Origin of the sequence: Nocardioides speluncae (assembly GCF_003121585.1) — a bacterium.
Taxonomy (GTDB): Bacteria; Actinomycetota; Actinomycetes; order Propionibacteriales; family Nocardioidaceae; genus Nocardioides; species Nocardioides speluncae.
On the sequence record NZ_QEOO01000042.1, the window covers coordinates 137526 to 160800 of the forward strand.

Below are 23275 nucleotides of genomic sequence, written 5' to 3' on the forward strand. Positions count from 1 at the left end.
GGCCGGCATTGGCATGTCACTACCGGTCAGCAGCCGACGAACCTCTCGGCGAAGTAGGCCGCGATGCCCTCGAGCGGGATCCGGTCCTGCTTCATCGAGTCGCGCTCGCGGACGGTCACGGCGTGGTCGTCGAGGGTGTCGAAATCGACCGTCACGCAGTACGGCGTACCGATCTCGTCCTGGCGGCGGTAGCGCCGGCCGATCGCGCCTGAGTCGTCGAACTCGACGTTCCAGTTCTTCCTCAGCTCGGCGGCCAGATCCTTGGACTTCGGCGACAGGTCGGCGTTGCGGCTCAGCGGTAGCACCGCGACCTTGACCGGCGCCAGCCGCGGGTCGAGCCGGAGCACGGTGCGCTTGTCGACGCCGCCCTTGGTGTTGGGCGCCTCGTCCTCCTCGTACGCGTCGACCAGGAACGTCATCAGGCTGCGCGACAGACCGGCCGCCGGCTCGATGACGTACGGCGTGTACCGCTCGTCGGCGGCCTGGTCGAAGTAGCTGAGGTCGGTGCCGGAGTGCTTGGCGTGGGTCGACAGATCGAAGTCGGTCCGGTTGGCGATGCCCTCCAGCTCACCCCACTCCGCGCCGGCGAACCGGAAGCGGTACTCGATGTCGACGGTGCGCTTGGAGTAGTGGCTGAGCTTCTCCTGGGCGTGCTCGTAGTGGCGCAGGTTCTCGCTCTTGATGCCGAGGTCGGTGTACCAGCGGGTGCGCTCGTCGATCCAGTACTGGTGCCATTCCTCGTCGTCACCCGGCTTGACGAAGAACTCCATCTCCATCTGCTCGAACTCGCGGGTGCGGAAGATGAAGTTGCCGGGCGTGATCTCGTTGCGGAAGCTTTTGCCGATCTGGGCGATGCCGAACGGCGGCTTGCGGCGGCTGCTGGTGACCACGTTGGCGAAGTTGAGGAAGATGCCCTGGGCGGTCTCCGGCCGCAGGTAGTGCAGGCCGGACTCGTCCTCGATCACGCCGAGGTAGGTCTTCAGCAGGCCGGAGAACTGGCGCGGCTCGGTCCACGCGCCGCGGGTGCCGCAGTTGGTGCACGCGATGTCGGACATCGGCACGTCGTCGGGGTTGTCGATGCCCTTCTTCTCGGCGTACGCCTCCTGAAGGTGGTCGGCCCGGAACCGCTTGTGGCACGACTGGCACTCGGTGAGCGGGTCGGTGAAGGTGTCGACGTGACCGCTGGCCACCCAGGTCTCGCGGGGCAGGATCACGCTGGAGTCGAGGCCGACGACGTCCTCGCGGCCCTGCACCATCGCCTTCCACCACTGGCGCTTGATGTTGTCCTTCAGCTCCACGCCGAGCGGACCGTAGTCCCAGGCCGATCTGGTGCCGCCGTAGATCTCGCCGCACGGATAAACGAAACCTCGCCGCTTGGCGAGGGAGACGACGTTGTCGACGGTGGATGCTGGCGGCTTCGCCACGGGTACTCCTGGTGGTCTCACACCGGCTGGCTGCCGGCGCTGGTTGGTCGAACCCTTTCTAGCCTAACGACCGCGTCACCTCGATATTGAGGTCGCCTCCCGGGTGGACCACCTCGTAGGCGCTCGGCTCGTCGATCGCCCTGCTCAGCAGCGGCACCGCACCGATCTTCACGTCGTACGACGACAGCGCGCGGCGGTAGGCGCCGACGTTCTCCCACCGCGTGACCAGCGTCCACAGCGACGGCTCGTCGACGTTGCGAGCCACCCAGCCGACGACATATCCGGGACGGTCGGCGAGCAGCGCGTGCGCAGCCTCGAGCTCCGGACGGAAGGCGTCGGCCTCGGGCGCGTCGATCCGGAATCGGTTCACTACGAGCACGCCGTCAGCATAGGGGCGGCCAGCGTGGGTCATCGGAGCTCACCTGTCAGGATGCGCACGCAGAGCGGCACCCAGGCGCGACACTCACGACCAGGGAAGTCGTCGCCGAGCGCGCTCTCCAGCTGGTCCATCGTGCGAACCCAGGCACGATAGGCGGGTCGCTGGCAGGTACGCCGCCATGCCTGCCAGTCGGCCTCCGTCACGCAGGCATCGGGCTCGCGGCTCTCGACGCTCTCCAGGGCGGCGATCGCGTCGAGCGCCTCCCGGCGGCACGCTGCAGCTCGGGCGTCACGGGCATGCTCAAGCGGGAAGTCATCGCCGGTGCCGCCCGTCGTCCCTGCGCGTCAGGTGTCGAATCTCGTTGGCCATCCACAGCGCAGGCACGCCGCAGGCAATGAGCAACAGGATCCACGTCATGCGAGTCAGTCTTCGGCGCGACGGGGCCGCTCACCATCGTCGTGGACGTCAGCAGCCTTGACGGCTAGCGTCAACGTCGTGGTGGCAGTAAGCGGGGAACGTCGCCGGCAGATCGAGCGTCAGGTGGCGGACATCCGTGCCGAAGGCGAACGCGCCGGCCTGCATCCGCACGAGGTCGCGTCAAGGATCTCCGACCAGGTGCCCGAAGTGTCTGCGCTCGAGGCGCACCGCCTGGGCCGCGGCTGGTCGAGGCGCGAGCTGTCAGCGCGATTGGATGAGCTGTACGCCGCCGATGGGCTAGCACCGCCGGGGGTGGCCGACGAAACCCTGTGCCGGTGGGAGCATGGCGACCGCGCACCGTCGTCGGAGCGCCTGGACTACCTGTGCCGGATCTATCGCACACGACCTGACCGGTTGGGCTTCGGTACGGACCACTCGTCGGAAAGCAACGGGCTGACGGTTCCCGGCCTCGTCGACTTGTGGCCGTACACATCCCGCGAGTCCGACCAGGAGCTGACACATCGGATGGCGTCGTCTGAGCGCGAGGTGACTGTATTCGGTCTGACCCGGAATGCATACGCACGCGAGACGATGCGACCGGTCCTCGACGACGCCGCGGCGCGCGGGGTCCGGATCACGATGTACGTGATGGACCCGTGGTGTGCCTCCCGCCGTGACCGTTATCGAGTGGAGCCGGCGGAGGCAGCGATGGAGGATCCACATCGATACCTGCGCGAGTGCCTGGTCCCGCTGGCCAAATGCGCTGCGCGCTACGACAACTGGGAGATCTGGACCTTCGACTTCCCCGTTGCGTTCGCGGTGGAGAAGATCGACGAGGTGATCCGGGTGATGGCATACGCACCCGGCCGGCGCGGCACCGAGTCTCCGATCCTCGCCCTGAACCCGGACTTCGCGGCGTACGAGTTCTTCGCCGGCCAGCTCGAATGGCTGCGTGCCCGTGCCGACGAGCCCGACGGCGAGCCGTGGCGCTCCAAGGACGTGCGGGTCCGGCCATTCGTGCTACCCGCAGACCTGCCGAGTTGACAATGGTTCTCAATTTATTGAGAATCGTACTCATGAACTTGCCTGCCGCCCGCTCTCGCGCCACCACTGCTGCGTTGGTCAGCGCCTCCGCTCTCATCCTTGCCGGATGCGCGGCGTTCTCCGACGATGCGGGCAGCGACTCGGGAACTGGTGGCCAAGTCGCTGCCGCGTTCTACCCACTGCAGTACGTCGCGGAGCGGGTGGCGGGCGAGTTCTACGACGTCGAGAACCTCACTCCCGCCGGCAAGGAGTCGCACGACCTCGAGCTCACCATCAAGGAGACCGCGGTGCTCTCCAAGGCCGACCTCGTGGTGTTCGAGAAGGGCTACCAGCCGGGTGTCGACGAGGCCGTCGAGCAGAACGCCACGGGCGAGACGCTCGACGTCGCCGAGGTGGTCGAGCTGCTCCCGCCCGCCGAGCACGACGGCGAGGAGCACCACGACGACGAACACGCCGAAGAGGAGCACGCCGCGGACGACGGCCACGACCACGGCGACCTAGACCCGCACTTCTGGCAGGACCCGGTCCGGATGGCCGACCTCGGTGACGCCGTCGCCGAGAAGCTGGCCGAGCTGAACCCCGACCACCAGGCCGACTACACGAAGAACGCGAAGGCGCTGCGCTCCGACCTCGAGACGCTCGACGGCGAGTACACCGAGGGCCTGAAGTCCTGCGAGCGCGACGTGGTCGTGGTCAGCCACGACGCGTTCGGCTACCTCGCCAAGTATGGCCTGCACCTGGAGCCGATCGCCGGCCTCTCCCCCGACGCCGAGCCGACGCCCGCGGGGCTCGCCGACCTCCAGCACCTGATCGAGGAGGAGGGCGTCACCACGGTCTTCTACGAGACCCTGGTCAGCCCGAAGTTCGCGCAGACGCTCGCCGACGACGCCGGCGCCGAGGCCGCCGTACTCGACCCGGTCGAGGGCCTCACTGACGACACGGCCGGCGAGGACTACCTTTCTCTCATGCGCAGCAACCTGGCAGCCCTGGAGAAGGCCAACGGTTGTTAGACGCGCCTGTCATCGAGGTGGTCGACGGCGCTGTCGCCATCGCCGGCCGCCCGATCCTGCGCGGCATCGACCTCTCGGTACGCCGCGGCGAGTTCGTCGCGCTGATGGGCGCCAACGGGTCCGGCAAGTCCACCCTGGTGCGCGCCATCACCGGGCTCCGGCCTCTCGTGGCCGGCCAGATCTCGCTGTTCGGCACCCCGCTCTCCGACTTCCGCGACTGGCACAAGGTGGGCTTCGTGCCCCAGCGGGCCGGCGCTGGTGGCGGCGTACCAGCGTCGGTGTGGGAGGTGGTCGCCTCCGGGCGGCTCACCCGGCGCCGGCTGCTGCGCCCGCTCGGCAAGGCCGACCGAGCCGCGATCGCCGAGGCGCTGGACGTGGTCGGCCTGGCCGACAAGACCTCCGAGGGGGTCTCCACGCTGTCCGGCGGGCAGCAGCAGCGGGTGCTGATCGCCCGCGCGCTGGCCGGTGAGCCGGAGCTCTTCTTCCTCGACGAGCCGACCGCCGGCGTCGACCTGCCGAACCAGCAGGCGCTCGCCGACGCGCTCCGGGTGCTGTCGGAGCGCGGCGCGACCATCGTCCTGGTCGCCCACGAGCTCGGGCCGATGGCGCCGCTGATCGACCGGGCGGTGGTGATGCGCGACGGGCGGGCGGTGTACGACGGCGCACCGCTCGCCGACCACGAGGTGCACGACCCGCACTTCGGCGAGGCGCACACCCACCATCACCCGCGGCCGGCGCACCACGACCACGCACCACACGTCGCCGCCCCGCTCGACCTCCGCGGCACCGAGGAAGGGGACCGCAGATGAGCGAGTTCCTCGACCTGTTCTCGCTGCCGTTCATGCAGCGAGCGCTGATCGCCGCGCTCTTCGCGGGGCTGGCGGCACCCGCGGTCGGCACCTACCTGGTGCAGCGCCGGATGGCGCTGATGGGCGACGGCATCGGCCACGTCGCCGTCACCGGCGTCGCGATCGGACTGCTCACCGGCCTCTCACCGACCTGGGCGGCGGTGGTCGTAGCGATCCTCGGCGCGATCGCGATCGAGCTGATCCGCGAACGAGGTCACGCCAACGGCGACGTCGCGCTGGCGCTGCTGTTCTACGGCGGCCTCGCGGGCGGCGTACTCATCACCGGCATCGCCGGCCAAGGAGCGGCGACGCTGCAGAGCTACCTGTTCGGCTCGATCCTGACCATCTCGGTGTCCGACGTGCTGTTCACGATGGCGCTGGCCGCGGTCGTGCTGGTGGTGGCGATCGGGCTGATGCCGCAGCTGTTCGCGGTCGCCCAGGACCAGGAGTTCGCGCAGGTCGCGGGCCTGCGGGTGCGCACCTACAACCTGCTGGTCGCGGTGCTGGCCGCGGTGACCGTGACCGTGGCGATGCGCACCGTCGGCCTGCTGTTGGTCTCGGCGCTGCTGGTGGTGCCGGTCGCGACCGCGCAGCAGGTGTCGCGGAGCTTCCGGACCACCCTGTTCGCGGCGATGGCGCTCGGCGTGGCCGCCTCGATCGGCGGCCTCGCGCTCGCGGCGTACCTCTCCTTCGACGCCGCCGTTGCGCCTGGGCCTACGATCGTCTTGCTGTCCCTCGCCGGGTTCGTGGTGACGCTCCCGCTCGGGGCGTGGCTGCGGCGCCGGCACCGCCTGCGGGAGCCGTTCCCGGAGGTCGGGAACGGCGAACACCTCGAGGTGCCCGAGAAGCACGACCATGTCCACGGGTCTGACTGCGGCCATCCGGCCGTCCCGCACGGCGACCACGTGGACTACGTTCACGACGGACACCGCCACGCAGCCCACGGGAGTCACTATGACGAGCACTGAGCCGAAGTCCGCGCCTGTCCTCAGCGGGGTCCGCCCGACCAGGCAGCGGCTCGCGGTGGCCGAGGTCCTGGCGACCTTCGACGACTTCCGCTCCGCCCAGGAGATCCACGCGCTGCTCGGCCGGCGCGGCGAGAACGTCGGCCTGGCCACCGTATACCGGACCCTGCAGAAGCTCGCCGACGGCGGTGAGGTGGACGTGCTGCGGACCGAGGACGGCGAGGCCGCGTACCGGCGCTGCTCCGACACCCACCACCATCACCTGGTCTGCCGCACCTGCGGCGCCACCGTCGAGGTCGAAGGCCCGGCCGTCGAGCGCTGGACCAAGGCGATCGCCGCCGAGCACGGCTACGCCGACATCTCCCACACCCTCGAGATCTTCGGCACCTGCCCGAACTGCGCCAAGCGCTGACCGGGCACAAAAGGTCAGCGGCTAGAGATTGGGGAGGGCGCCGCCGTAGCGGCGGTCGCGGCGGGCGTACTCGTCGACGGCGGCCCAGAAGTGGCGACGGTCGACGTCGGGCCACAGCACGTCGCTGAACACGAACTCGGCGTACGCCGCCTGCCAGGTCATGAAGTTCGACAGCCGCTGCTCCCCCGACGTCCGCCAGACCAGGTCCGCGTCGGCGAAGTCCGGCACGTAGAGGTGCTTGGCGATCAGCTTCTCGTTGATCCGGTCTGGCTTCACCCGCCCGGCCGCGACCTCCCGGGCGATGCTCTGCATGGCGTCGGCGATCTCGGCGCGGCCGCCGTAGTTGACGCACATCGTCAGCGTCAGTACGTCGTTGTGCCGGGTCTTCTGCTCGGCCACCTGCAGCTCGCGGATCACCGACTTCCACAGCCGCGGCGCGCGGCCGGCCCAGCGAACCCGGACGCCGAGCGCGCTCATCTCGTCGACCCGGCGCCGGATCACGTCGCGGTTGAAGTTCATCAGGAAGCGCACCTCGTCGGGTGAGCGCGACCAGTTCTCGGTGGAGAACGCGTACGCCGAGATTGCCTTCACGCCGAGCTGCACCGCCCCCTCGATCACGTCGAACAGGGAGTGCTCGCCCTGTTGGTGGCCGGCGGTCCTCGGGAGCCCGCGCTCCTTGGCCCACCGGCCGTTGCCGTCCATCACGATCGCGACATGGCGCGGCACCAGCTCCGGCGGGATCGGCGGCGGAACCGCGCCGGACGGATGCGGCTTGGGTGGGCGCAGGGCACTTTTCACGGGTTCAAGAGTAGGGACCTGTTGCGCGCACCCCGGCTGCGCCCAATATGCTGCGGGCCGCGGGGCACAACGGTGAGCGATCACCCGGAGCCAGGGAGGGCCCGTAGGGTGGCAGAGCCCAGTAACGACATCGAGCTGCAGCTATTTCACTTGTTCCGGCTCTCGAATGCGCTGCACGTGCGCACAACCTCGGGCCGCTACGAGTTCGAGCGCTCGGCGTACGGCATCTTGGCGCTGCTCGACGACAAGGGTCCGCAACGGTTGGGGGCGATCGCGGCGAACTACCGCCTCGACCCGTCCACGATCACCCGACAGGTCCAGGCCGTAGTCAGGCTCGGGCTGGCCGCCAAGGGTCCGGACCCCGCTGACCGGCGAGCCTCGCTGCTGTCGCTGACGCCGGAGGGGCAGGAGGCGATCCAGGTCGCGCGGGACGCCCGCCGGCAGCTGCTGGACCGGATCATGGGCAGCTGGACGCCGCAGGAGCGCGAGGACTTCCTCCGCGCGCTGACCCGCTTCAACGAGACCGTGGAGAACTGGATCGAGGGCGACCCGCCGCCGGAGCCGCCCGATTAGTCGGCGAGCTCAGCGCTCGACGTACGCCATCGAGCGCAGGCCGCGCTCCAGGTGCCAGGCGAGGTACGCCGCGACCAGGCCGTTGGCCTCCTTCAGGTGCCGCGGGTCGGCCGCCTCGACGGTCGGCCAGTCGCCGGCCAGCAAGGCGCCCAGCAGCGCCAGCGTCTCCGGCGCGGGATTGGCCGCGCCCGGGATCCGGCAGCTGCCGCAGAGCACGCCGCCGGCGGCCGGGCTGAACCATCGGTGCGGCCCGGCGAGACCGCAGCGGGTGCACGCGTCGAACGACGGGGCGTAGCCGGCCACCGCCATCGAGCGCAGCAGGTAGGAGTCCAGGACCTGCCCCGGCCGCCGCTCCCCCGACGTCATCGCGCGCAGGCCGCCGACCAGCAGCAGGAACTGCTGCAGCGAGGGCTGCTTCTCCTCCGAGGCGAGTCGCTCCGCGGTCTCCAGCATCACGGTGCCAGCGGTGTAGCGGTCATAGTCGTCGCCGAGACCGGCCGAGAACGGCTCCAGCGTCTCGGCCTGGGTGATCGTGTCGAGGTTGCGCCCCTCGGCGAGCTGGAGGTCGACGTGGGAGAACGGCTCCAGCCGCGAGCCCCAGCGCGAGGTGGTACGGCGTACCCCCTTGGCGACCGCGCGCACCCGCCCGTGACCGCGGGTCAGCAGGGTGATGATCCGATCGGCCTCACCCAGCTTGTGGGTGCGCAGCACGATCGCCTCGTCGCGGTACAGGGGCACGCTCTCATTGTCGCTCACGCCACCCCTCGTTTCGATGCCGGCGGCGTGCGACACACTGGCTCGCGTGCCGCTCCCCGAACAGCTCGGTCGCTTCCGCCGGATCCGCCGCCTCGGCAGCGGTGCGTTCGCGACGGTCTGGCTCTACCACGACGAGGAGCTGGACTCCGAGGTCGCCGTCAAGGCGCTCGCGGACAACATGGCCGCGAAGGACGACATCCGCGAGCGGTTCCTCGCCGAGTCCCGACTGCTGCGGCGCGCCGACTCCGAGCACCTGGTCCGCGTGTACGACGTCGGCGAGGTCGACGGCACGCCGTACTTCGTGATGTCGTACGCCGACCGCGGCTCGCTCGCCGATGTGATGGCGTCCGGGCGGCTGCCGTCGTACGCCGAGCTGGCCGACCTGGTCGAGCAGGCCGCGAAGGGACTGTCGGTGCTGCACGCGCTCGACATCGTGCACCGCGACATCAAGCCCGAGAACCTGCTGCTCAGATCCACCCCCCACGGCGGCCAGCGGCTGATGGTGGCCGACCTCGGCGTCGCCAAGAACGTCACCGGCGCGGCGGCGGGCACCTGGATCGGCACCCCGTCGTGGATGGCGCCCGAGCAGCGGGACACCCAGACCCCGCCCGACTCACGCGCCGACGTCCACGGGCTCGGGGCGGTCGCCTACGCGCTGCTCACCGGCCGGCCGCCGCAGCCGCGGCACCACGCCGGGCAGTCGATCCCGCTCCCGAGCGAGATCCGGCCGGTGCCGCTGGAGATCGAGCAGGTCGTGATGCGCGCGTTGGAGTACGACCGCGAGGACCGCTGGCCCGGCGTCGCCGCCTTCTCCGAGGCGCTGTCGGACGCGGCCCGCACCGCCGAGGCCGGCGGCCTGCGGCCCTCCGGGATCGTCGCCGACAGCCTGACCAAGAGGCGCGGGCGCGGGACCGTCGTCGCCGGCACCGCGTCGGACCCGGAGCCCGGGCGATCCAGACGCGCCATCGCGGGCATCGGCCTGATCGCGCTGTTGGCCGCGCTCATCGGTGGCGGATACCTCGTGCTCCGCAGCCCCGACGACCCGGGCAAGACCGACGAGCGCACGGCCAGTTCCAGCAGGAGCCCGAGCGCCAGCCCAACTGCGGAAGCCAACGACGCCACGCGCCCGTCGCAGTCGCCGACGCGGACCAAGTCGCCGACTCGGCCGCCGTCGCTGACCCCGTCCGCGACCCCGTCGACCGGACCATCGACGACCCCTCCCCCGGAGCCGGACCCGCCGCCGTCGGAGCCAGCTGAGGCGCCGAGGACCAAGTACTGGGTGGACACCTTCTCCGACGCCGACGTGTACGCCGAGCCCAGCCGGGCCGGCGCCGCGACCGGGCGGCTGTACGGCGGCACCGTCTACGTCTACTGCAAGGCGGCGGGCGAGCGGGTCGAGGTCGACGGCCAGTACAACCACTGGTGGCTGCTCACCGATCCGGACGAGGGCCCGGCCGAGCAATGGGTTCCGGCGTACTACCTCAAGAACTGGGGCAACGACGAGGCCAGGACCAACAGCGGAGACGTGATTCCCGACTGCTGAGCTGAGTACGCCCACTCGGTCGCATGTGGCCGACGTGCGGCAGACTGGCCCGCGTGTCGATTCCTGAACAGCTGGGCCGCCTCCGGCAGGTCCGCCGCCTGGGCCGAGGCGGATTCGCGACCGTGTGGCTCTACCACGACGAGGAGCTCGACTCCGAGGTAGCCGTCAAGGCGCTCGCCGACAACCTGGCCGAGGACTCCGACATCCGCGAGCGCTTCCTGGCCGAGTCGCGGCTGCTGCGCCGGGCCAACTCCGAGCACGTGGTCCAGGTGTACGACATCGGCGAGGTCGACGGCACGCCGTACTTCGTGATGTCGTACGCCGACCGCGGGTCGCTCGGCGAGGTGATGAAGACCGGCCGGCTGCCGTCGTACGCCGAGCTGTCCGACCTGATCGGGCAGGCCGCGAAGGGGCTGTCGGTGCTGCACGCGCTCGGCATCGTGCATCGCGACATCAAGCCCGAGAACCTGCTGTTCACCTCCACCGCCCACGGCGGCCAGCGGCTGATGGTGGCCGACCTCGGCGTCGCCAAGAGCCTCTCCGGCGCGGCGCCGCTGACCCAGTCGGTCGGCACCCCGTCGTTCATGGCGCCGGAGCAGATGGACACCCGGATCCCGCTCGACCCGCGCGCGGACGTCCACGGGCTGGGGGCGGTTGCCTACGCCCTGGTCACCGGCAAGTCGCCGCAGCCCCGGTACGTCGCCGACCAGCCAGTGCCGCCGCCGAGCAGCATCCGTCAGGTGCCGCCGGAGGTCGAGCAGGTGATCATGCGGGCGATGGAGTACCGGCGCGAGAACCGCTGGCAGGACGTGCTGTCGTTCGCCCAGGCCCTCGACCACGCCTGCCGTGCCGCCGAGGCCCGCGGCGCCCGACCGGACGGCGCGTTCGAGGACGACGCGACCCGGCGGGCCGGCCTGATGTCACCGCCACCCGGCACCTACCCGGGCGCCCAGTCGTCGGGCGCCCACGGCTCGGGCCCCGCCATCTACGGCGCGTCGGCCGCCTCTCCACCACCCTCGCAGCAGCAGTACTCGGCGCCGTACTCGCCGCCGCCGGGCTCGCACCAGTCGCAGGGCTACCAGCCACCGCCGCCCAGCGGCGGGCAGCGGCGGGCGGGCGGCGGCGGGTCGAAGGGGATCGTGATCGCCGCCGCGGTGGGCGTCCTCGCCTTGATCGGCGCGATCGTCGGCGGCGTCCTGCTGCTCGGCGGCGACGACGACCCGAAGGCCGATCCGGACGACCCGCCGACCAGCGAGACCGTCGACCCGGCGGCCGCGCCCGAGGTGGGACAGTGCCGCAACCTCACCTACGACCAGGCCGACGCGCTCTCCGACAACTCGCCGGTGGTCGACTGCGACGAGTCGCACACGACGCTGACCTACTACATCGGCGAGTACCCCGGTGAGGGCAGCGTTCCCGACAACGAGACGGCGGTGGCTGAATGCACCGACCAGTTGCCCGAGGCGATCGGTGTGTCGGGCGCTGACGCGAAGCTGACCGCGTTCAACTTCCTCTTCTTCCAGCCCGACAACGAGGCGTGGGACGACGGCGAGCGGTGGTTCCGCTGCGACCTCGCGATCATCGTCGGGGAGGAGTTGACCCCGCTTCCCGACGGTACCGGGCCCTTCATCGACGGCGAGCCGGCCGACGCGGTCAGCGCCTGCCTGACCGGAGACGGGGCACGGACCACCTGCGACCAGGACCACAACTACCGCGCCGTCGCCACGTTCGAGGCGACCGGCAGCGCCAGCAAGATTCCTTCGGACACGGAGTTCTACGCCCAGGGCGGCAAGAAGTGCCCGCGAGACCCCGACTGGATGACCTGGCCGAGCGAGGCGGGCTGGAAGGGCGGCGACCGCACCGTGGTCTGCTACGACGCCGACTCATGACCGTCCAGCACCCGCCTGCCCGCGAGTACGCCGCCGCGCTGGCCGAGTCGGTGCACGGCATGATCCGGCCGCGCCTGCCGGACCAGCGTCTGCTCGACTCGATCGAGGACGCCGGGCTGCCGCGGGCGCGCCGTACCGTCACGGTCCGAGCGCTGCCGCAGGTGCCGCGCCGGGTGCCGGGGCCCGGGATCATCGAGGGCCGGCGGTCGCCGCGGGCCGTGCGGAACACGATGACCTCGTTCGTCGTCGAGCACCCCGAGGCCCGGTTCATCGTCGACCCGGCGATCTGCCGGGATGCCCGGACCCGGGTACTGCGCGAGATGCCCGCGCCGCTGCGAGCGGCGGTCACCCCGCCCTCGACCACGGTCGCGACCGTCGACCTGCTCGGCCACACCGCACGGCAGCTGGACTTCGCACTGGCGACGCACGCCCACTGGGATCACGTTTCCGGCCTGCTGGACCTGCCCGGACTGCCCGTGCACCTGCGCGAGACGGAGCGGGACTGGGTGCTCGCCGGCGAGGCGGCGCCGGTCGCGGGCGTCCGTTCCGCGCTGGCCGAGCCGCGGCCGGTCGTGACCTTCGAGCTCGACGGTCCACCGGTCGCGACGTTCACGGCCAGCCACGACCTGTTCGGTGAAGGTTCGGTGGTGCTGGTCGACCTTGCCGGCCACACGCCGGGCAGCGTCGGCGTACTCCTGCACACCGAAGCCGGGTGGGTGCTGATCGCTGGTGACGCCGCATGGCACCACGAGCAGGTGGAGCTGATCCGGCAGAAGCCCGGCTTCCCCGGCCGGCTGGTCGACGTCGACCGGGAGGCGGCGTTCGCCACCCTGCACCGGCTGCACCTCGCCCGCCACCTGGCGCGGGTCGTCCCGACCCACGACCACGACTCGGCCGCGCACCTGATGCCCAGCTAGTCCGGTCGCCCCGGGCGACAGCTGCTGGCAGGCTGGCGCCGTGCTGACTCAACTCGAGACCTATTACGACACCGTGCCTCGCGCGGCGGCCACCCTCGAGGAGGTCGGACCCTTCACGTTGTTCATCGCCGACCAGGACCGGACCAACTGGCAGTTCTATGCCCGCCCGCGGCTCGGCGAGACCGCGGCGGTGACGGCGGCCGACGTCCGCCGGGTGCTGGACCGGCAGCGCGAGCTCGGCGTACCCCGCGCCATCGAGTGGGTCGACGAGACGACGCCCGGGCTGCTGCCCGCGGTCCGCGAGGCTCTCGGCGTGGACGCGCCGGTCGCCGAGTGCCCGCTGCTGGTGCTGCCGCCCACGACGCTGGTTGAGTCACCCGAGTCCGGACGCTACGACGTCCTGGATGCCGACCACGCCGACCTGCCGCTGCAGATCGGCGCCGTCCACGCGGCCTTCGGCAGCACCGACGACGTCAGCCTCGGCGACCTTGGCGGATTCCCCGCCCTGATCCGCGACGGCAAGGTGGTCCTGGTCGCGGCGTACGACGCCGACGGGACCGTGATCGGCGGCGGCACCGGCTCGCCACGCGGCGAGACCAGCGAGCTGATGGGCATCGCGGTCCTCCCCCGGGCCCGTAAGAGCGGCCACGGTACGGCGATCACCGCAGCGCTGGTCAACGCCGTCCGGGACCGGGGGGTGCAGACCGTCTTCCTGTCGGCCGGCTCGGACGACGCGGCGTCGATCTACCGGGCGGTCGGGTTCGAGCGGGTCGGCACCGCCTGCATCCTGGAGGTGCCCGGTGGTTGACAACCTGCTTGAGGTCATCCGGCCGACGGCCGACCAGTGGCCGCTGTTCCGGGAGATCCGGCTGCGCTCGCTGGCCGACGCCCCGGAGGCCTACGGGTCGACGCTGCCGCGTGAGCAGGCGTTCACCGAGGCCGACTGGCGGGAGCGGATGGGGAGCTCACCGGTCCTCGTGCTCGACGGCGAGCGGCCGGTCGCGATGGGCGCAGCCTGGCGGGACCAGCCGGGCTGGGTCATGGTGGTGGGGATGTGGACCGACCCGGCCTACCGCGGTCGCGGCCTGGCCGGGCAGGTCCTCGACGCGTTGGTCGAGGCCGCCCACGCCGAGGAGCTCCGGGTCTATCTGTGGGTGACCCAGGGCAACTCCGCCGCCCGCTCGGCATACCAGCGCTACGGCTTCGTGGCCACCGGCGAGGCGGAGCCGAAAAGCCCCGACCGCCCACACCTGCTCATGGACAAGATGGTCCTGCCGCCGCCCGGATAGTCCAGAACGTTTGACATCACCATCGGTCGAAAAGTGATGTCAAACGTTCTGGACTATCGACCCCTATGCCCGGTTGACCGCCGAGATGACGGCCTTGAGGGAGGCGGTGACGATGTTGGCGTCGAGGCCGACGCCCCAGAGGACCTGGTCGCCGACCGCGCACTCGACGTACGCCGCGGCGATGGCGTCGCCGCCGGAGGAGAGCGCGTGCTCGTGGTAGTCGAGGACCCGGACGTCGTAGCCCTGCTCGTTGATCACGTTCACGAACGCGGCGATCGGGCCGTTGCCCTCGCCGGTGAGCGACTGCAGGACGCCGTCGACGTACACGTTCACCGAGAGCTGGTCGCGCTCACCGGCGGCTGACGAGGTGTGCACCGAGTCGAGCCGGAGCGGGGTGGCCCGGTCGAGGTACTCGGCGGAGAAGATCGACCAGATCTCCTCCGGCGACACCTCGCCGCCCTCGCTGTCGGTATGCTGCTGGATCACCCGGCTGAACTCGATCTGGGCGCGACGCGGCAGGTCGAGCTTGTGCTCGGCCTTGAGGATGTAGGCCACTCCGCCCTTGCCGGACTGGCTGTTGACCCGGATGACGGCCTCGTAGGTGCGGCCGACGTCCTTCGGGTCGATCGGCAGGTACGGCACCGCCCACGGGTAGTCGTCGACCGGCGTACCGGCCGCCGCCGCGTCCCGCTCGAGCGCCTCGAAGCCCTTCTTGATCGCGTCCTGGTGGCTCCCCGAGAACGCCGTGTAGACCAGGTCGCCGCCGTACGGGTGCCGCTCGGCGACCGGCAGCTGGTTGCAGTACTCCACGGTCCGGCGGATCTCGTCGATGTCGCTGAAGTCGATCTGCGGGTCGATGCCCTGGGTGAACAGGTTGAGGCCCAGCGTGACCAGGCAGACGTTGCCGGTGCGCTCGCCGTTGCCGAACAGGCAGCCCTCGATCCGGTCCGCGCCGGCCAGGTAGCCAAGCTCGGCCGCGGCTACCGCCGTACCGCGGTCGTTGTGCGGGTGCAGCGAGAGTACGACGTGCTCCCGGTGCGCCAGGTTGCGGTGCATCCACTCGATCGAGTCGGCGTACACGTTGGGCGTGGCCATCTCGACGGTCGCCGGCAGGTTGATGATCACCGGCTTCTCGGCCGAGGGCTCGAAGATCTCCAGCACCTCGTTGCAGACCCGGACCGCGAACTCCAGCTCGGTGCCGGTGTAGGACTCCGGCGAGTACTCATAGAAGACCTCGGTGTCCGGGATCGCCTCTTCATACTTGCGACACAGCCGCGCGCCCTGGACCGCGATGTCGCAGATGCCATCCTCGTCGAGGCCGAAGACCACCCGGCGCTGCAGCGTTGAGGTGGAGTTGTAGAGATGCACGATCGCCTGCTTGGCGCCGCGCAGCGACTCGTAGGTGCGCTCGATCAGCTCCTCGCGGGCCTGGGTCAGCACCTGGATCACCACGTCGTCGGGGATCAGGTCCTCTTCGATCAGCATCCGCACGAAGTCGAAGTCGGTCTGGCTCGCCGACGGGAACCCGACCTCGATCTCCTTGTAGCCCATCGCCACCAGAAGCTCGAACATCTTCTTCTTGCGAGCCGGGCTCATCGGGTCGATCAGCGCCTGGTTGCCGTCGCGGAGGTCGACCGCGCACCAGCGCGGCGCCTTGTCCATGCGCTTGGTCGGCCAGGTGCGGTCGGTGAGGTCTACCGGGATGAACGGTACGTAGCGCTCATGCGGCATCCCGCTGGGCTGCTGGGGATTGTTCTGGCTGGTCATTCGGTCGGTCCTCGCTGGGTGTCTGGGGAGTTCCGGAAGCAACACAGAACTCCGCAGCGAGGGGTTCCGGTGTTAGCGAACCTCGCTGCGGCAGCGAAGGAGCAGCCGACCGCGCATCATGACGAACCCCACCATAGCCCGCTGGCTAGGCCATGTCTCCTAAGGTTGGCGGACGTGGACATCTCACAGATCGATCCGGGCGACCTGGACCTCGAGCTGGCCGGCCAGCTCGCCGCTATTGCGAGTACGGCGATGGAGGGGGTCGCGATGCCGCCGCCGACGGCCGAGGGGTTCTGGCTGGCCCACACCGTCGCCGCCGAGGGTCCGCCGATCGACGGGCTGTGGGTGGCGCGCGAGGACGGTACGCCGGTCGGCTACGCCACGACCGCATCCTCGCAGCGCCGGAACCTGGAGGCGGCTCGCCTCGGCGGCGCCGTACTCCCCGATCATCAGCAGCGCGGCGTGGGCCGGGCGCTGCTCGACCGGGTGCGCGCCGGTACCGACCGCCGCTACCTGTTCGCCACCGCGTGGGAGACCACGGCCGGCGAGCAGGCGCTGCCGCGGCTCGGCTTCGAGGACCTGTCCTCGATGATCATCCGCCGCATCTACCTCGACGAGCCGGCTGCGGCCGAGGACGATCTCCGGGACGAGGTCAAGGCGGCGGCCGGCGACTACGAGCTGTTCCGGCAGGTCGGGCCGACCCCCGAGGCGGAGCTGCCGGACATGGTCGTGCTCCGCGAGGCGATCAACGACGGGCCGTCGCGCGGCGTGGACTACGAGGACTGGCCGACGTCCCGGATCGCCGCCTACGAGTCGTCGCTGGTCACCCGCAAGCAGACCCAGCACACGGTCGTCGCCCGGCACCGCGAGAGCGGCGAGCCGGCCGGGATCACGATCGTCTGCGTCGACGAGATCCGGCCGCTGGTGGCGGCCCAGGAGGACACCTCGGTGCTGCGCGCGCACCGCGGCCACCGGCTGGGCCTGGCGCTCAAGCTGGAGATGATCGACTGGCTGCGCGCGGACCGCCCGGACGTCGGCATCGTCGACACCTGGAACGCCTCCCAGAACGAGCACATGATCACGGTCAACGACCGGCTCGGCATGAAACCAGTGGCCCAGAGCTGGACGTTCCGCTTTGATCGAGAGCGTGAGTGACCTTCGCATCGAACAGATCGACCCGGCCGAGCTGACTCTGGAGCTGGCCGAGGAGCTGGCCGCGATCAAGGCGGCCGCCCAGGCCGACATCCCGGTCCCGAGCGAGGACGGCGCGACGTTCCTGCATGCGGTCCAGTACGGCGACGGCAGCGGACCGGCCGATGGGCTGTGGGTGGCGCAGCGCGACGGCGTACCGGTTGGGTTCGTCCGTGTCGAGCTGCCCAAGACCGAGAACACCCACCTCGCGAACCTGCGCGGTGCCGTGGCGCCCGCCGAGCAGCGTCGTGGCGTGGGTCGGCGGCTGCTCGAGGAGGTGCTCGCCGCGACGGACCGGCCTCGGATCCGGGCTCGCGCCTGGGCGGGTACGACGGGCGAGCCGGCGCTGCAGGCCCTCGGCTTCCGGGCCGACCACACGCACGTGATCCGCCGCCTCGACCTGACGCGCGAGCACCCGGACTGGGCGACGCTCCGCAAGGAGGCCGAGGTCGCCGCCGACGACTACGAGCTGCGCCGGCACATCGGGCCGACGCCGCCTGCGGACATGGCCGCGATGATCGCGCTGCGCGAAGGCATCAACGACGCGCCGGAGCCCGGCGACTACGAGGTCTACACGCCCGAGCGGATCAGCACCTACGAGGAGTCTCTGATGCGCGGCGGCGAGACGCCGTACGCCATTCGCGCGTACCACCGCAGCACCGGCGAGCCGGCCGGGCTCACCTTCGTCATCGTCAACGAGAGGCGTCCGGCGAAGGCCGACCAGGAGGACACCTCAGTGCTGCGCGCGCACCGCGGACACCGCCTCGGGCTGCTGCTCAAGCTGGAGATGATCGACTGGCTGCGCGCCGAGCGGCCGGACGTCGAGGTCGCCGACACCTGGAACGCCTCGACCAACCAGCACATGATCGCGATCAACGAGCGGCTCGGGATGACCCCGCTCGCGACCAGCGTCGTCCATATCCTCGACCGGTGACTGGTCCTCGGTCAGCTCATTGCACCACCCGGAACCCGTTCGCCCGACCCAGCTTCCGCAGGCTCTCGATGCCAGGTACGCCGTCGAACGGCGGCGGCACGGTCTGCTTCTGCCACTTGCCGTAGGCCTTGCGGAACTCGGTGCCGGCGTACCCGTCGACGAAGGCCGCGCTCCGCAGGCCCTCCTTGCGCAGTGCCTTCTCCACGATCAACACGTCGGACTCATGGAGGCCCTCGCCCTGCGGCCGGAACTGGTCGCGCTCAGCGGCCTCGCGCACCTTCCCGAGGTCGACCGCCGGCATGTTCGGCGCGCCGGGGCGCCAGATCCGGACTCCGTTGATGTCCTCGGTCCAGCCGCGGTAGCGCTGACCCCACTTGCGGGTGATGAACGAGATCGCGACCTTGTCCACCTTGCCGGTGCGCAGGATGTCGGTGCTGTAGCAGTTTCCGTCGCCCGAGCTCACCGCGACGTGGCCGTGCCGGCCGTTGGTCCACCACACAGGCACTCCGAGCGGCGGCGTACTCGTCGTACCGTGCCGGAACTCCGCAGCGTGCCAGCCATCCTCGGCCGAGGCGTACAGCGGTCCGACGTTGAACGCGCGGCGCGCGAACACCAGGCACCAGCCGAACCACGTGGGGCCGGCGGGCGCGGTCGGTGTCGGGTTTGTCACCTGGCCCTTCGCCCAGTCGACGGCGGCCCGTCCCTTCCTGATCTCGGCCATCTCACATCTCCAACCGTGAGGTCATGCTCTCGGTCTCCGACAGGCGCTTGCCCGGGACCTCGTCTGGGAGGGCGTCGCCCCAGTCTTCGTTGTCGCTGTCCTCGAACGCCTGGAAGTCGTCCTCGGTGTCCAGATCGGGATCGTCGGCAAGCGCTCCTGGCGACTCGCCGATTGGCAGCAGTGCGTCCTCGTCGACCACGTCGATCGACCCGGAGTCGTCGACCGGCTCGTACTCCATCTCGTGCTTCCCTTCGCCAACGGTGTCTCTCGGCCGGCGTCCCGAGTCGCATGCGGCCCTGACCCGGCCAGCCTGGCACGACGGCCCCGTGGAGCCGTGGCACTTTCGGGAGACCCTTGGGGCAGGCTTTACCCATGGCCCACTCGACTGCCCGGCTGCTGGTCGTCCACCACTCCCCGACGCGGAGCATGCGGCGGCTCACCGACGCCGTGGTCGCGGGCACAGGCGACGACGCGATCGAGGGCGTGGAGGTCGTGGTCCGGCCGGCGCTGGAGGCGACCGCGGACGACGTCCTGGCCGCCGACGGCTACCTGCTCGGCACTCCGGCCAACTTCGGCTACATGTCCGGAGCGCTCAAGCACTTCTTCGACTCGACCTTCCTCCAGGTCGGCGGCGCGCTCGATCCGACCGGCGCGGCGAGCGAGTCGAACGGAACTACCGCCAAGCGACCGTTCGGCCTCTACGTCCACGGTCGCTACGACCTCACCGGCGCGGTCCGGTCGGTGCTGTCGATCACCGGCGCCCTGCAGTGGCGGCAGTCGTACGACGTACTCGAGGTGATGGGTGAGGTGACAGCGGCGAGTGAGCAGGCGGCGTACGAGCTGGGCGGTACGATCGCGGCACTGCTAGACCAGTGAGCAATGCCTGATTTGTCACCTACGCCCAAGGACCTGCGTGTCACTCACCACCGTCTGTGTCGCCCGCCGGCCGCGTTCCACGGTCGCCTGGCTCGTTGTTGTGATGGCACTCGCGGTCGGCTGTGGCGGCGACGGCGACCAGGGCTCGAACGTCGACCCGGACCAGGTCGACGCACTGACGGCACCCGAGCTCGGCGTCTGTCGCGACCTGGTGCCGGAGGACGTCAGCCATCCCAGCAACGCCAGCAAGACCGTGAACTGCGCCGACAAGCACACGGCCGAGACCTACGCGGTCGGCCCACTGCCCACCGAGTTCAAGGACGCCGAGTACGAGGACGAGAAGCTTGGCGCCTTCGCCTACAAGACCTGCGCGACCGCCTTCCAGAAGTTCCTCGGCGGCGACGAGTCGCTGGTGATGCGCACCATCCTCAGCTGGGCATGGTTCCGGCCCTCGGAGAAGGCCTGGGAAAGCGGCGCCCGGTGGTACCGCTGCGACGTGGTCGGCGGCAGCGAGCAGAGCGAGGAGTTCGTCAAGCTCCCGAAGTCGGCCAAGGGCCTGCTGTTCGGCCCGCCGCCGGACAAGTGGCTGGTCTGCGCCAACGGCAAGACCGTTGCCGGCTCCGAGAAGGTCCCGTGCACCCAGAAGCACACCTGGCGCGCGGTCTCCACGATCAAGCTCGGCAACCCCGACGACTCCTACCCAGGCGACGAGGCCGTCGAGTCCCGGACCAGGGACTTCTGCTCCCAGCAGGTCGGAGCGTGGCTGAGCTACCCGGTCGACTACGACTTCGGCTACACCTGGTTCCACGAGGCCGAGTGGAAGGCCGGCAACCGGCGCTCGATCTGCTGGGCGAGGACCACCGCATGAGACGTGCGGCCCTCGCCGGTGTCGCGTTGCTCGTCGTGCTCTCCGGCTGCAGCGGTGACTCGGGCGACTCCGACGCCGACTCCGATGCCGACCCGACCGGCTCACCGTCGCCCTCGACGTCGACCTCGGCCGCACCGGCCAAGGCGGCGCCGTTCCCCAAGAAGGACGCCTGCTACCGGCTGACCTTCGAGCAGGCGGTGGCGCCGACCGCCGAGGATGACTCGGTCGGCTGCCGGACCAGCCACACCGCGCAGACCTTCCACGTCGGCCGCCTGGACACCGTGGTCGATGGCCACCTGCTGGCCGTGGACTCGGCGTACGTCCGCAACCAGCCGGTCCGCGAGTGCCCGCGACGGCTCGCCACCTACCTAGGTACGACGCCGTCCGAGCTCCGCCTGAGCATGCTGCAGGCGGTGTGGTTCACACCGACCGTGGCCGCGTCGGACGCCGGCGAGGACTGGTACCGCTGCGACGTAATCGCGCTGGCCACCGGTGGCCGGCTGGCGCCGCTGCGCGGCCAGCTCGCCCGGGCGCTGGCCAGCCCGGCTGGCCGGGCCCGGTACGGCGTCTGCGCGAGGACCGAACCCGGCACCAGGAACTTCCGCCGAGTGATCTGCACGCCCGCCACCGCCTGGCGGGCGATCTCGACCGTCAACCTTCGCGGCCGCGACTACCCGGGCCAGAAGGCCGTTCAGGCCGCCGGCCAGAGCCCGTGCGAGGACGTCGCCCGCCGGCAGGCCGACGACCCGCTCAGCTTCACCTGGGGCTACGAGTGGCCGACCAAGCAGCAGTGGGACGCCGGGCAGCGCTACGGCGTCTGCTGGATGCAGCGGTAGCCGGTCGGGCCGGACGGGCAAACGGGCGTCAGAAGCCCAGTCGGCGCAGCTGCTTCGGGTCGCGCTGCCAGTCCTTGGCGACCTTGACGTGCAGGTCGAGGTAGACCGGCGTACCCAGCATCGCCTCGATCTGCTTGCGGGCGGCGGTGCCGACCTCGCGCAGCCGGGCGCCGCGGTGGCCGATCACGATCCCCTTCTGCGAGTCGCGCTCGACGAAGAGGTTGGCGTGGATGTCGAGCAGCGGCCTGTCGTCGGGGCGGCCCTCGCGCAGGCCCATCTCCTCGACTACCACCGCGATCGAGTGCGGCAGCTCGTCGCGGACGCCTTCCAGCGCGGCCTCCCGGATCAGCTCGGCGGCGATCGCCTCCTCCGGGGAGTCGGTCAGCTCGCCGTCCGGGTACAGCATCGGACCTTCGGGCATCATCCCGACCAGCAGGTCCTCAAGCAGCTTGACCTGTTCACCGGCCACCGCCGACACCGGCACGATCTCGGCCCACTCGGTCCCGGTCTCGGTGCCGAGCGCCTGGATCGAGAGCAGGTGGGCGCCGATCTGCTCGGGGGTCGCGAGGTCGGTCTTGGTGGCGACCGCGACCTTGGTGGTACGCCGTACCTTGGCCAGCTCGTTGACGATGAACCGGTCGCCCGGCCCGATCTTCTCGTTGGCCGGGAAGCAGACCGCGACCACATCGACCTCGGCCCAGGTGGTGGTGACCAGGTCGTTGAGCCGCTCCCCCAGCAGCGTCCGAGGGCGATGCAGGCCCGGGGTGTCGACCAGGATCAGCTGGGCGTCGTCGCGGTGCACGATGCCGCGGACCACGGTCCGGGTGGTCTGGGGGCGGGAGCTGGTGATCGCCACCTTGGTGCCGACGATCGCGTTGGTCAGCGTCGACTTGCCGGCGTTCGGCCGGCCGACGAACGACGCGAAGCCGCTCTTGAACTCACTCACTGCTGTGCCTCTCGCGCCGCGTCGTAGTCCGCCCAGATCTGGTCGTCGCTCTTGCCTGCTGCCTTGCCTGCGCGCCAGATCGGCCCGGGGTCGATGGCCCGGTCGACAGCGCGGGGCTGCCGCGGCTGGCCGCTGCGCCAGTAGCCCATCACGTCGTACGCCGTGCTCGGCAGCTTGACCTCGCGCATCAGGTGCTTGCGGATCGCGCGCATCTGCGCCGACTCGCCGGCCATCCAGAAGTAGCCCTCGCCGTCCGGCCACTCGATCGCCTCGACCACCGACGCGGTCGCGGTCTCGGCGCCGGGCGGCGGCTCGACCCAGGTGACGTCTCCGACGACGTACCCGTCGATCTCGCCGTGCGGCGCCTCCACCCAGGCGGTGACCGGGAGGTCGGTGACGGTCTCGGTGATCCGGGCGATCGCCGGCAGCGCGGTCAGGTCGCCGACCAATAGCAGCCAGCCCGCGGTGTCTGGCATCTTGAACGAGGCCTTCGGCTCACTGATCGTGACGGTGTCGCCGACGCAGTCGGTCGACGCCCACTCGGTGACCAGGCCGTGCTCGTGGACCACGACGTCGAGGGTGAGCTGGCCGTCGCGCCAGGACCGCACCGTGTAGTAGCGGGTCTGGAACTGTCCCGGCACCGTCAGCGCGACCCACTCGTCTGGCACCCCGGTCGACGCGAACCCGACGAGCCCGTCGCCCCCGAGCACGATCCGCACGAAGTGCGACGACAGCTGCTCACGGCGTACGACCTCCGCCTGGAACTGTTGCGCCCGCGTGCTCACCCGCCAACCCTAGTTTGCGCACGGCCCAGCTACGTCATTCGGTTCGGCCGCTATTGCCGCCACCACGTATGACGTCCCGCGGGACGT

At 70.5% G+C, this 23275-nt stretch carries 25 protein-coding genes; 16 read left to right on the forward strand and 9 right to left on the reverse strand.

From position 1 onward, the window contains the following. Positions 1-26 precede the first annotated feature (26 nt). Entirely contained in the window at positions 27-1424 is a 1398-nt protein-coding gene (locus tag DDV73_RS23440) for a glycine--tRNA ligase (protein WP_109509685.1), read from the reverse strand. A 58-nt stretch (positions 1425-1482) separates the two neighbouring features. Further along, complete coding sequence (locus DDV73_RS23445; protein ID WP_109509686.1) at positions 1483-1803, reverse strand: antibiotic biosynthesis monooxygenase family protein; 321 nt, start codon at positions 1801-1803, stop codon at positions 1483-1485. Between the two features lie 1008 nt (positions 1804-2811). Between DDV73_RS23445 and DDV73_RS28105 the strand changes: the two genes are divergently transcribed. From DDV73_RS28105 to DDV73_RS23470, 5 genes are read left to right on the forward strand one after another with little or no spacing between them, the layout of a single operon-like run. Then, on the forward strand, positions 2812-3264 hold the full coding sequence (locus DDV73_RS28105) for a hypothetical protein (RefSeq protein ID WP_154402880.1): 453 nt from the start codon (positions 2812-2814) through the stop codon (positions 3262-3264). Positions 3265-3296: 32 nt separating this feature from the next. Continuing rightward, positions 3297-4274, forward strand: coding sequence for a metal ABC transporter substrate-binding protein (locus DDV73_RS23455; protein WP_109509688.1), 978 nt, complete (start codon positions 3297-3299; stop codon positions 4272-4274). Continuing rightward, the gene (locus tag DDV73_RS23460; protein WP_109509689.1) at positions 4268-5083 is read left to right on the forward strand and encodes a metal ABC transporter ATP-binding protein; all 816 of its coding nucleotides are present in this window, start codon (positions 4268-4270) and stop codon (positions 5081-5083) included. The genes DDV73_RS23455 and DDV73_RS23460 overlap by 7 nt, the downstream gene beginning before the upstream one ends. After that, positions 5080-6090 (forward strand): metal ABC transporter permease, encoded by a 1011-nt coding sequence (locus DDV73_RS23465; protein ID WP_109509690.1) that lies wholly within the window; start codon positions 5080-5082, stop codon positions 6088-6090. Before DDV73_RS23460 ends, DDV73_RS23465 begins: the two co-directional genes overlap by 4 nt. After that, on the forward strand, positions 6077-6499 hold the full coding sequence (locus DDV73_RS23470) for a Fur family transcriptional regulator (RefSeq protein ID WP_109509691.1): 423 nt from the start codon (positions 6077-6079) through the stop codon (positions 6497-6499). Before DDV73_RS23465 ends, DDV73_RS23470 begins: the two co-directional genes overlap by 14 nt. Positions 6500-6520: 21 nt before the next feature. Here DDV73_RS23470 and DDV73_RS23475 read toward each other — a convergent pair whose 3' ends face one another. Further along, complete coding sequence (locus DDV73_RS23475; RefSeq protein WP_170126051.1) at positions 6521-7297, reverse strand: isoprenyl transferase; 777 nt, start codon at positions 7295-7297, stop codon at positions 6521-6523. 177 nt (positions 7298-7474) lie between these two features. On the opposite strand from DDV73_RS23475, the gene DDV73_RS23480 reads away from it, so the two are divergent. After that, positions 7475-7870, forward strand: a complete 396-nt coding sequence (locus tag DDV73_RS23480) for a MarR family winged helix-turn-helix transcriptional regulator (RefSeq protein WP_206051062.1) — start codon at positions 7475-7477, stop codon at positions 7868-7870. A 9-nt stretch (positions 7871-7879) separates the two neighbouring features. Here the strand turns inward: DDV73_RS23480 and recO are convergent, their stop codons facing one another. Then, a complete protein-coding gene (recO, locus tag DDV73_RS23485; protein ID WP_109509692.1) occupies positions 7880-8608 on the reverse strand; it encodes a DNA repair protein RecO in 729 nt (242 codons plus the stop codon). A gap of 64 nt (positions 8609-8672) precedes the next feature. Between recO and DDV73_RS23490 the strand changes: the two genes are divergently transcribed. Genes DDV73_RS23490 through DDV73_RS23510 form a run of 5 tightly spaced genes read left to right on the forward strand, consistent with a single transcriptional unit; the run spans position 8673 to position 14264 of the window. After that, entirely contained in the window at positions 8673-10169 is a 1497-nt protein-coding gene (locus tag DDV73_RS23490; protein WP_161962512.1) for a serine/threonine-protein kinase, read from the forward strand. Between the two features lie 53 nt (positions 10170-10222). Beyond that, positions 10223-12058, forward strand: coding sequence for a protein kinase domain-containing protein (locus DDV73_RS23495; RefSeq protein ID WP_161962513.1), 1836 nt, complete (start codon positions 10223-10225; stop codon positions 12056-12058). Further along, the gene (locus DDV73_RS23500) at positions 12055-12975 is read left to right on the forward strand and encodes an MBL fold metallo-hydrolase (RefSeq protein ID WP_109509695.1); all 921 of its coding nucleotides are present in this window, start codon (positions 12055-12057) and stop codon (positions 12973-12975) included. Before DDV73_RS23495 ends, DDV73_RS23500 begins: the two co-directional genes overlap by 4 nt. A gap of 40 nt (positions 12976-13015) precedes the next feature. Next, positions 13016-13783, forward strand: coding sequence for a GNAT family N-acetyltransferase (locus tag DDV73_RS23505; RefSeq protein WP_109509696.1), 768 nt, complete (start codon positions 13016-13018; stop codon positions 13781-13783). Further along, a complete protein-coding gene (locus DDV73_RS23510; protein WP_109509697.1) occupies positions 13776-14264 on the forward strand; it encodes a GNAT family N-acetyltransferase in 489 nt (162 codons plus the stop codon). Before DDV73_RS23505 ends, DDV73_RS23510 begins: the two co-directional genes overlap by 8 nt. Positions 14265-14327: 63 nt before the next feature. Here DDV73_RS23510 and leuA read toward each other — a convergent pair whose 3' ends face one another. After that, on the reverse strand, positions 14328-16031 hold the full coding sequence (gene leuA / locus DDV73_RS23515) for a 2-isopropylmalate synthase (protein WP_109509698.1): 1704 nt from the start codon (positions 16029-16031) through the stop codon (positions 14328-14330). Positions 16032-16205: 174 nt separating this feature from the next. Between leuA and DDV73_RS23520 the strand changes: the two genes are divergently transcribed. Both DDV73_RS23520 and DDV73_RS23525 read left to right on the forward strand, forming a co-directional pair. Next, complete coding sequence (locus tag DDV73_RS23520; RefSeq protein ID WP_161962514.1) at positions 16206-17186, forward strand: GNAT family N-acetyltransferase; 981 nt, start codon at positions 16206-16208, stop codon at positions 17184-17186. Then, positions 17179-18156: a GNAT family N-acetyltransferase gene (locus DDV73_RS23525; protein ID WP_161962515.1), complete on the forward strand. Its 978-nt coding sequence runs from the start codon at positions 17179-17181 to the stop codon at positions 18154-18156. The genes DDV73_RS23520 and DDV73_RS23525 overlap by 8 nt, the downstream gene beginning before the upstream one ends. Before the next feature lie 16 nt (positions 18157-18172). Here the strand turns inward: DDV73_RS23525 and DDV73_RS23530 are convergent, their stop codons facing one another. Together DDV73_RS23530 and DDV73_RS23535 are read right to left on the reverse strand one after the other, a co-directional pair. Beyond that, a complete protein-coding gene (locus tag DDV73_RS23530; protein ID WP_109509701.1) occupies positions 18173-18877 on the reverse strand; it encodes a hypothetical protein in 705 nt (234 codons plus the stop codon). A gap of 1 nt (position 18878) precedes the next feature. Then, positions 18879-19115, reverse strand: a complete 237-nt coding sequence (locus DDV73_RS23535; protein ID WP_109509702.1) for a hypothetical protein — start codon at positions 19113-19115, stop codon at positions 18879-18881. A gap of 134 nt (positions 19116-19249) precedes the next feature. On the opposite strand from DDV73_RS23535, the gene DDV73_RS23540 reads away from it, so the two are divergent. The 3 genes from DDV73_RS23540 to DDV73_RS23550 are packed head-to-tail and all read left to right on the forward strand — an operon-like array spanning position 19250 to position 21457. Then, positions 19250-19753 (forward strand): flavodoxin family protein, encoded by a 504-nt coding sequence (locus DDV73_RS23540; protein WP_206051063.1) that lies wholly within the window; start codon positions 19250-19252, stop codon positions 19751-19753. A 37-nt stretch (positions 19754-19790) separates the two neighbouring features. Beyond that, on the forward strand, positions 19791-20621 hold the full coding sequence (locus tag DDV73_RS23545) for a septum formation family protein (RefSeq protein WP_240617440.1): 831 nt from the start codon (positions 19791-19793) through the stop codon (positions 20619-20621). Next, positions 20618-21457, forward strand: coding sequence for a septum formation family protein (locus DDV73_RS23550; protein ID WP_109509796.1), 840 nt, complete (start codon positions 20618-20620; stop codon positions 21455-21457). The genes DDV73_RS23545 and DDV73_RS23550 overlap by 4 nt, the downstream gene beginning before the upstream one ends. Before the next feature lie 28 nt (positions 21458-21485). Here the strand turns inward: DDV73_RS23550 and era are convergent, their stop codons facing one another. Both era and DDV73_RS23560 read right to left on the reverse strand, forming a co-directional pair. Further along, entirely contained in the window at positions 21486-22403 is a 918-nt protein-coding gene (gene era, locus DDV73_RS23555; protein ID WP_109509703.1) for a GTPase Era, read from the reverse strand. Continuing rightward, positions 22400-23188 (reverse strand): siderophore-interacting protein, encoded by a 789-nt coding sequence (locus tag DDV73_RS23560; RefSeq protein ID WP_109509704.1) that lies wholly within the window; start codon positions 23186-23188, stop codon positions 22400-22402. The genes era and DDV73_RS23560 overlap by 4 nt, the downstream gene beginning before the upstream one ends. Positions 23189-23275 lie beyond the last annotated feature (87 nt).

Excerpts from the sequence above, each read along its gene's own strand:
- DDV73_RS23465 (WP_109509690.1), top strand. The coding sequence starts at position 5,080 with ATGAGCGAGTTCCTCGACCTGTTCTCGCTGCCGTTCATGCAGCGAGCG.
- leuA (WP_109509698.1), bottom strand. The coding sequence starts at position 16,031 with ATGACCAGCCAGAACAATCCCCAGCAGCCCAGCGGGATGCCGCATGAG.
- DDV73_RS23455 (WP_109509688.1), top strand. The coding sequence starts at position 3,297 with ATGAACTTGCCTGCCGCCCGCTCTCGCGCCACCACTGCTGCGTTGGTC.
- DDV73_RS23535 (WP_109509702.1), bottom strand. The coding sequence starts at position 19,115 with ATGGAGTACGAGCCGGTCGACGACTCCGGGTCGATCGACGTGGTCGAC.
- DDV73_RS28105 (WP_154402880.1), top strand. The coding sequence starts at position 2,812 with ATGCGACCGGTCCTCGACGACGCCGCGGCGCGCGGGGTCCGGATCACG.
- DDV73_RS23470 (WP_109509691.1), top strand. The coding sequence starts at position 6,077 with ATGACGAGCACTGAGCCGAAGTCCGCGCCTGTCCTCAGCGGGGTCCGC.
- DDV73_RS23500 (WP_109509695.1), top strand. The coding sequence starts at position 12,055 with ATGACCGTCCAGCACCCGCCTGCCCGCGAGTACGCCGCCGCGCTGGCC.
- DDV73_RS23530 (WP_109509701.1), bottom strand. The coding sequence starts at position 18,877 with ATGGCCGAGATCAGGAAGGGACGGGCCGCCGTCGACTGGGCGAAGGGC.
- DDV73_RS23550 (WP_109509796.1), top strand. The coding sequence starts at position 20,618 with ATGAGACGTGCGGCCCTCGCCGGTGTCGCGTTGCTCGTCGTGCTCTCC.
- DDV73_RS23540 (WP_206051063.1), top strand. The coding sequence starts at position 19,250 with ATGGCCCACTCGACTGCCCGGCTGCTGGTCGTCCACCACTCCCCGACG.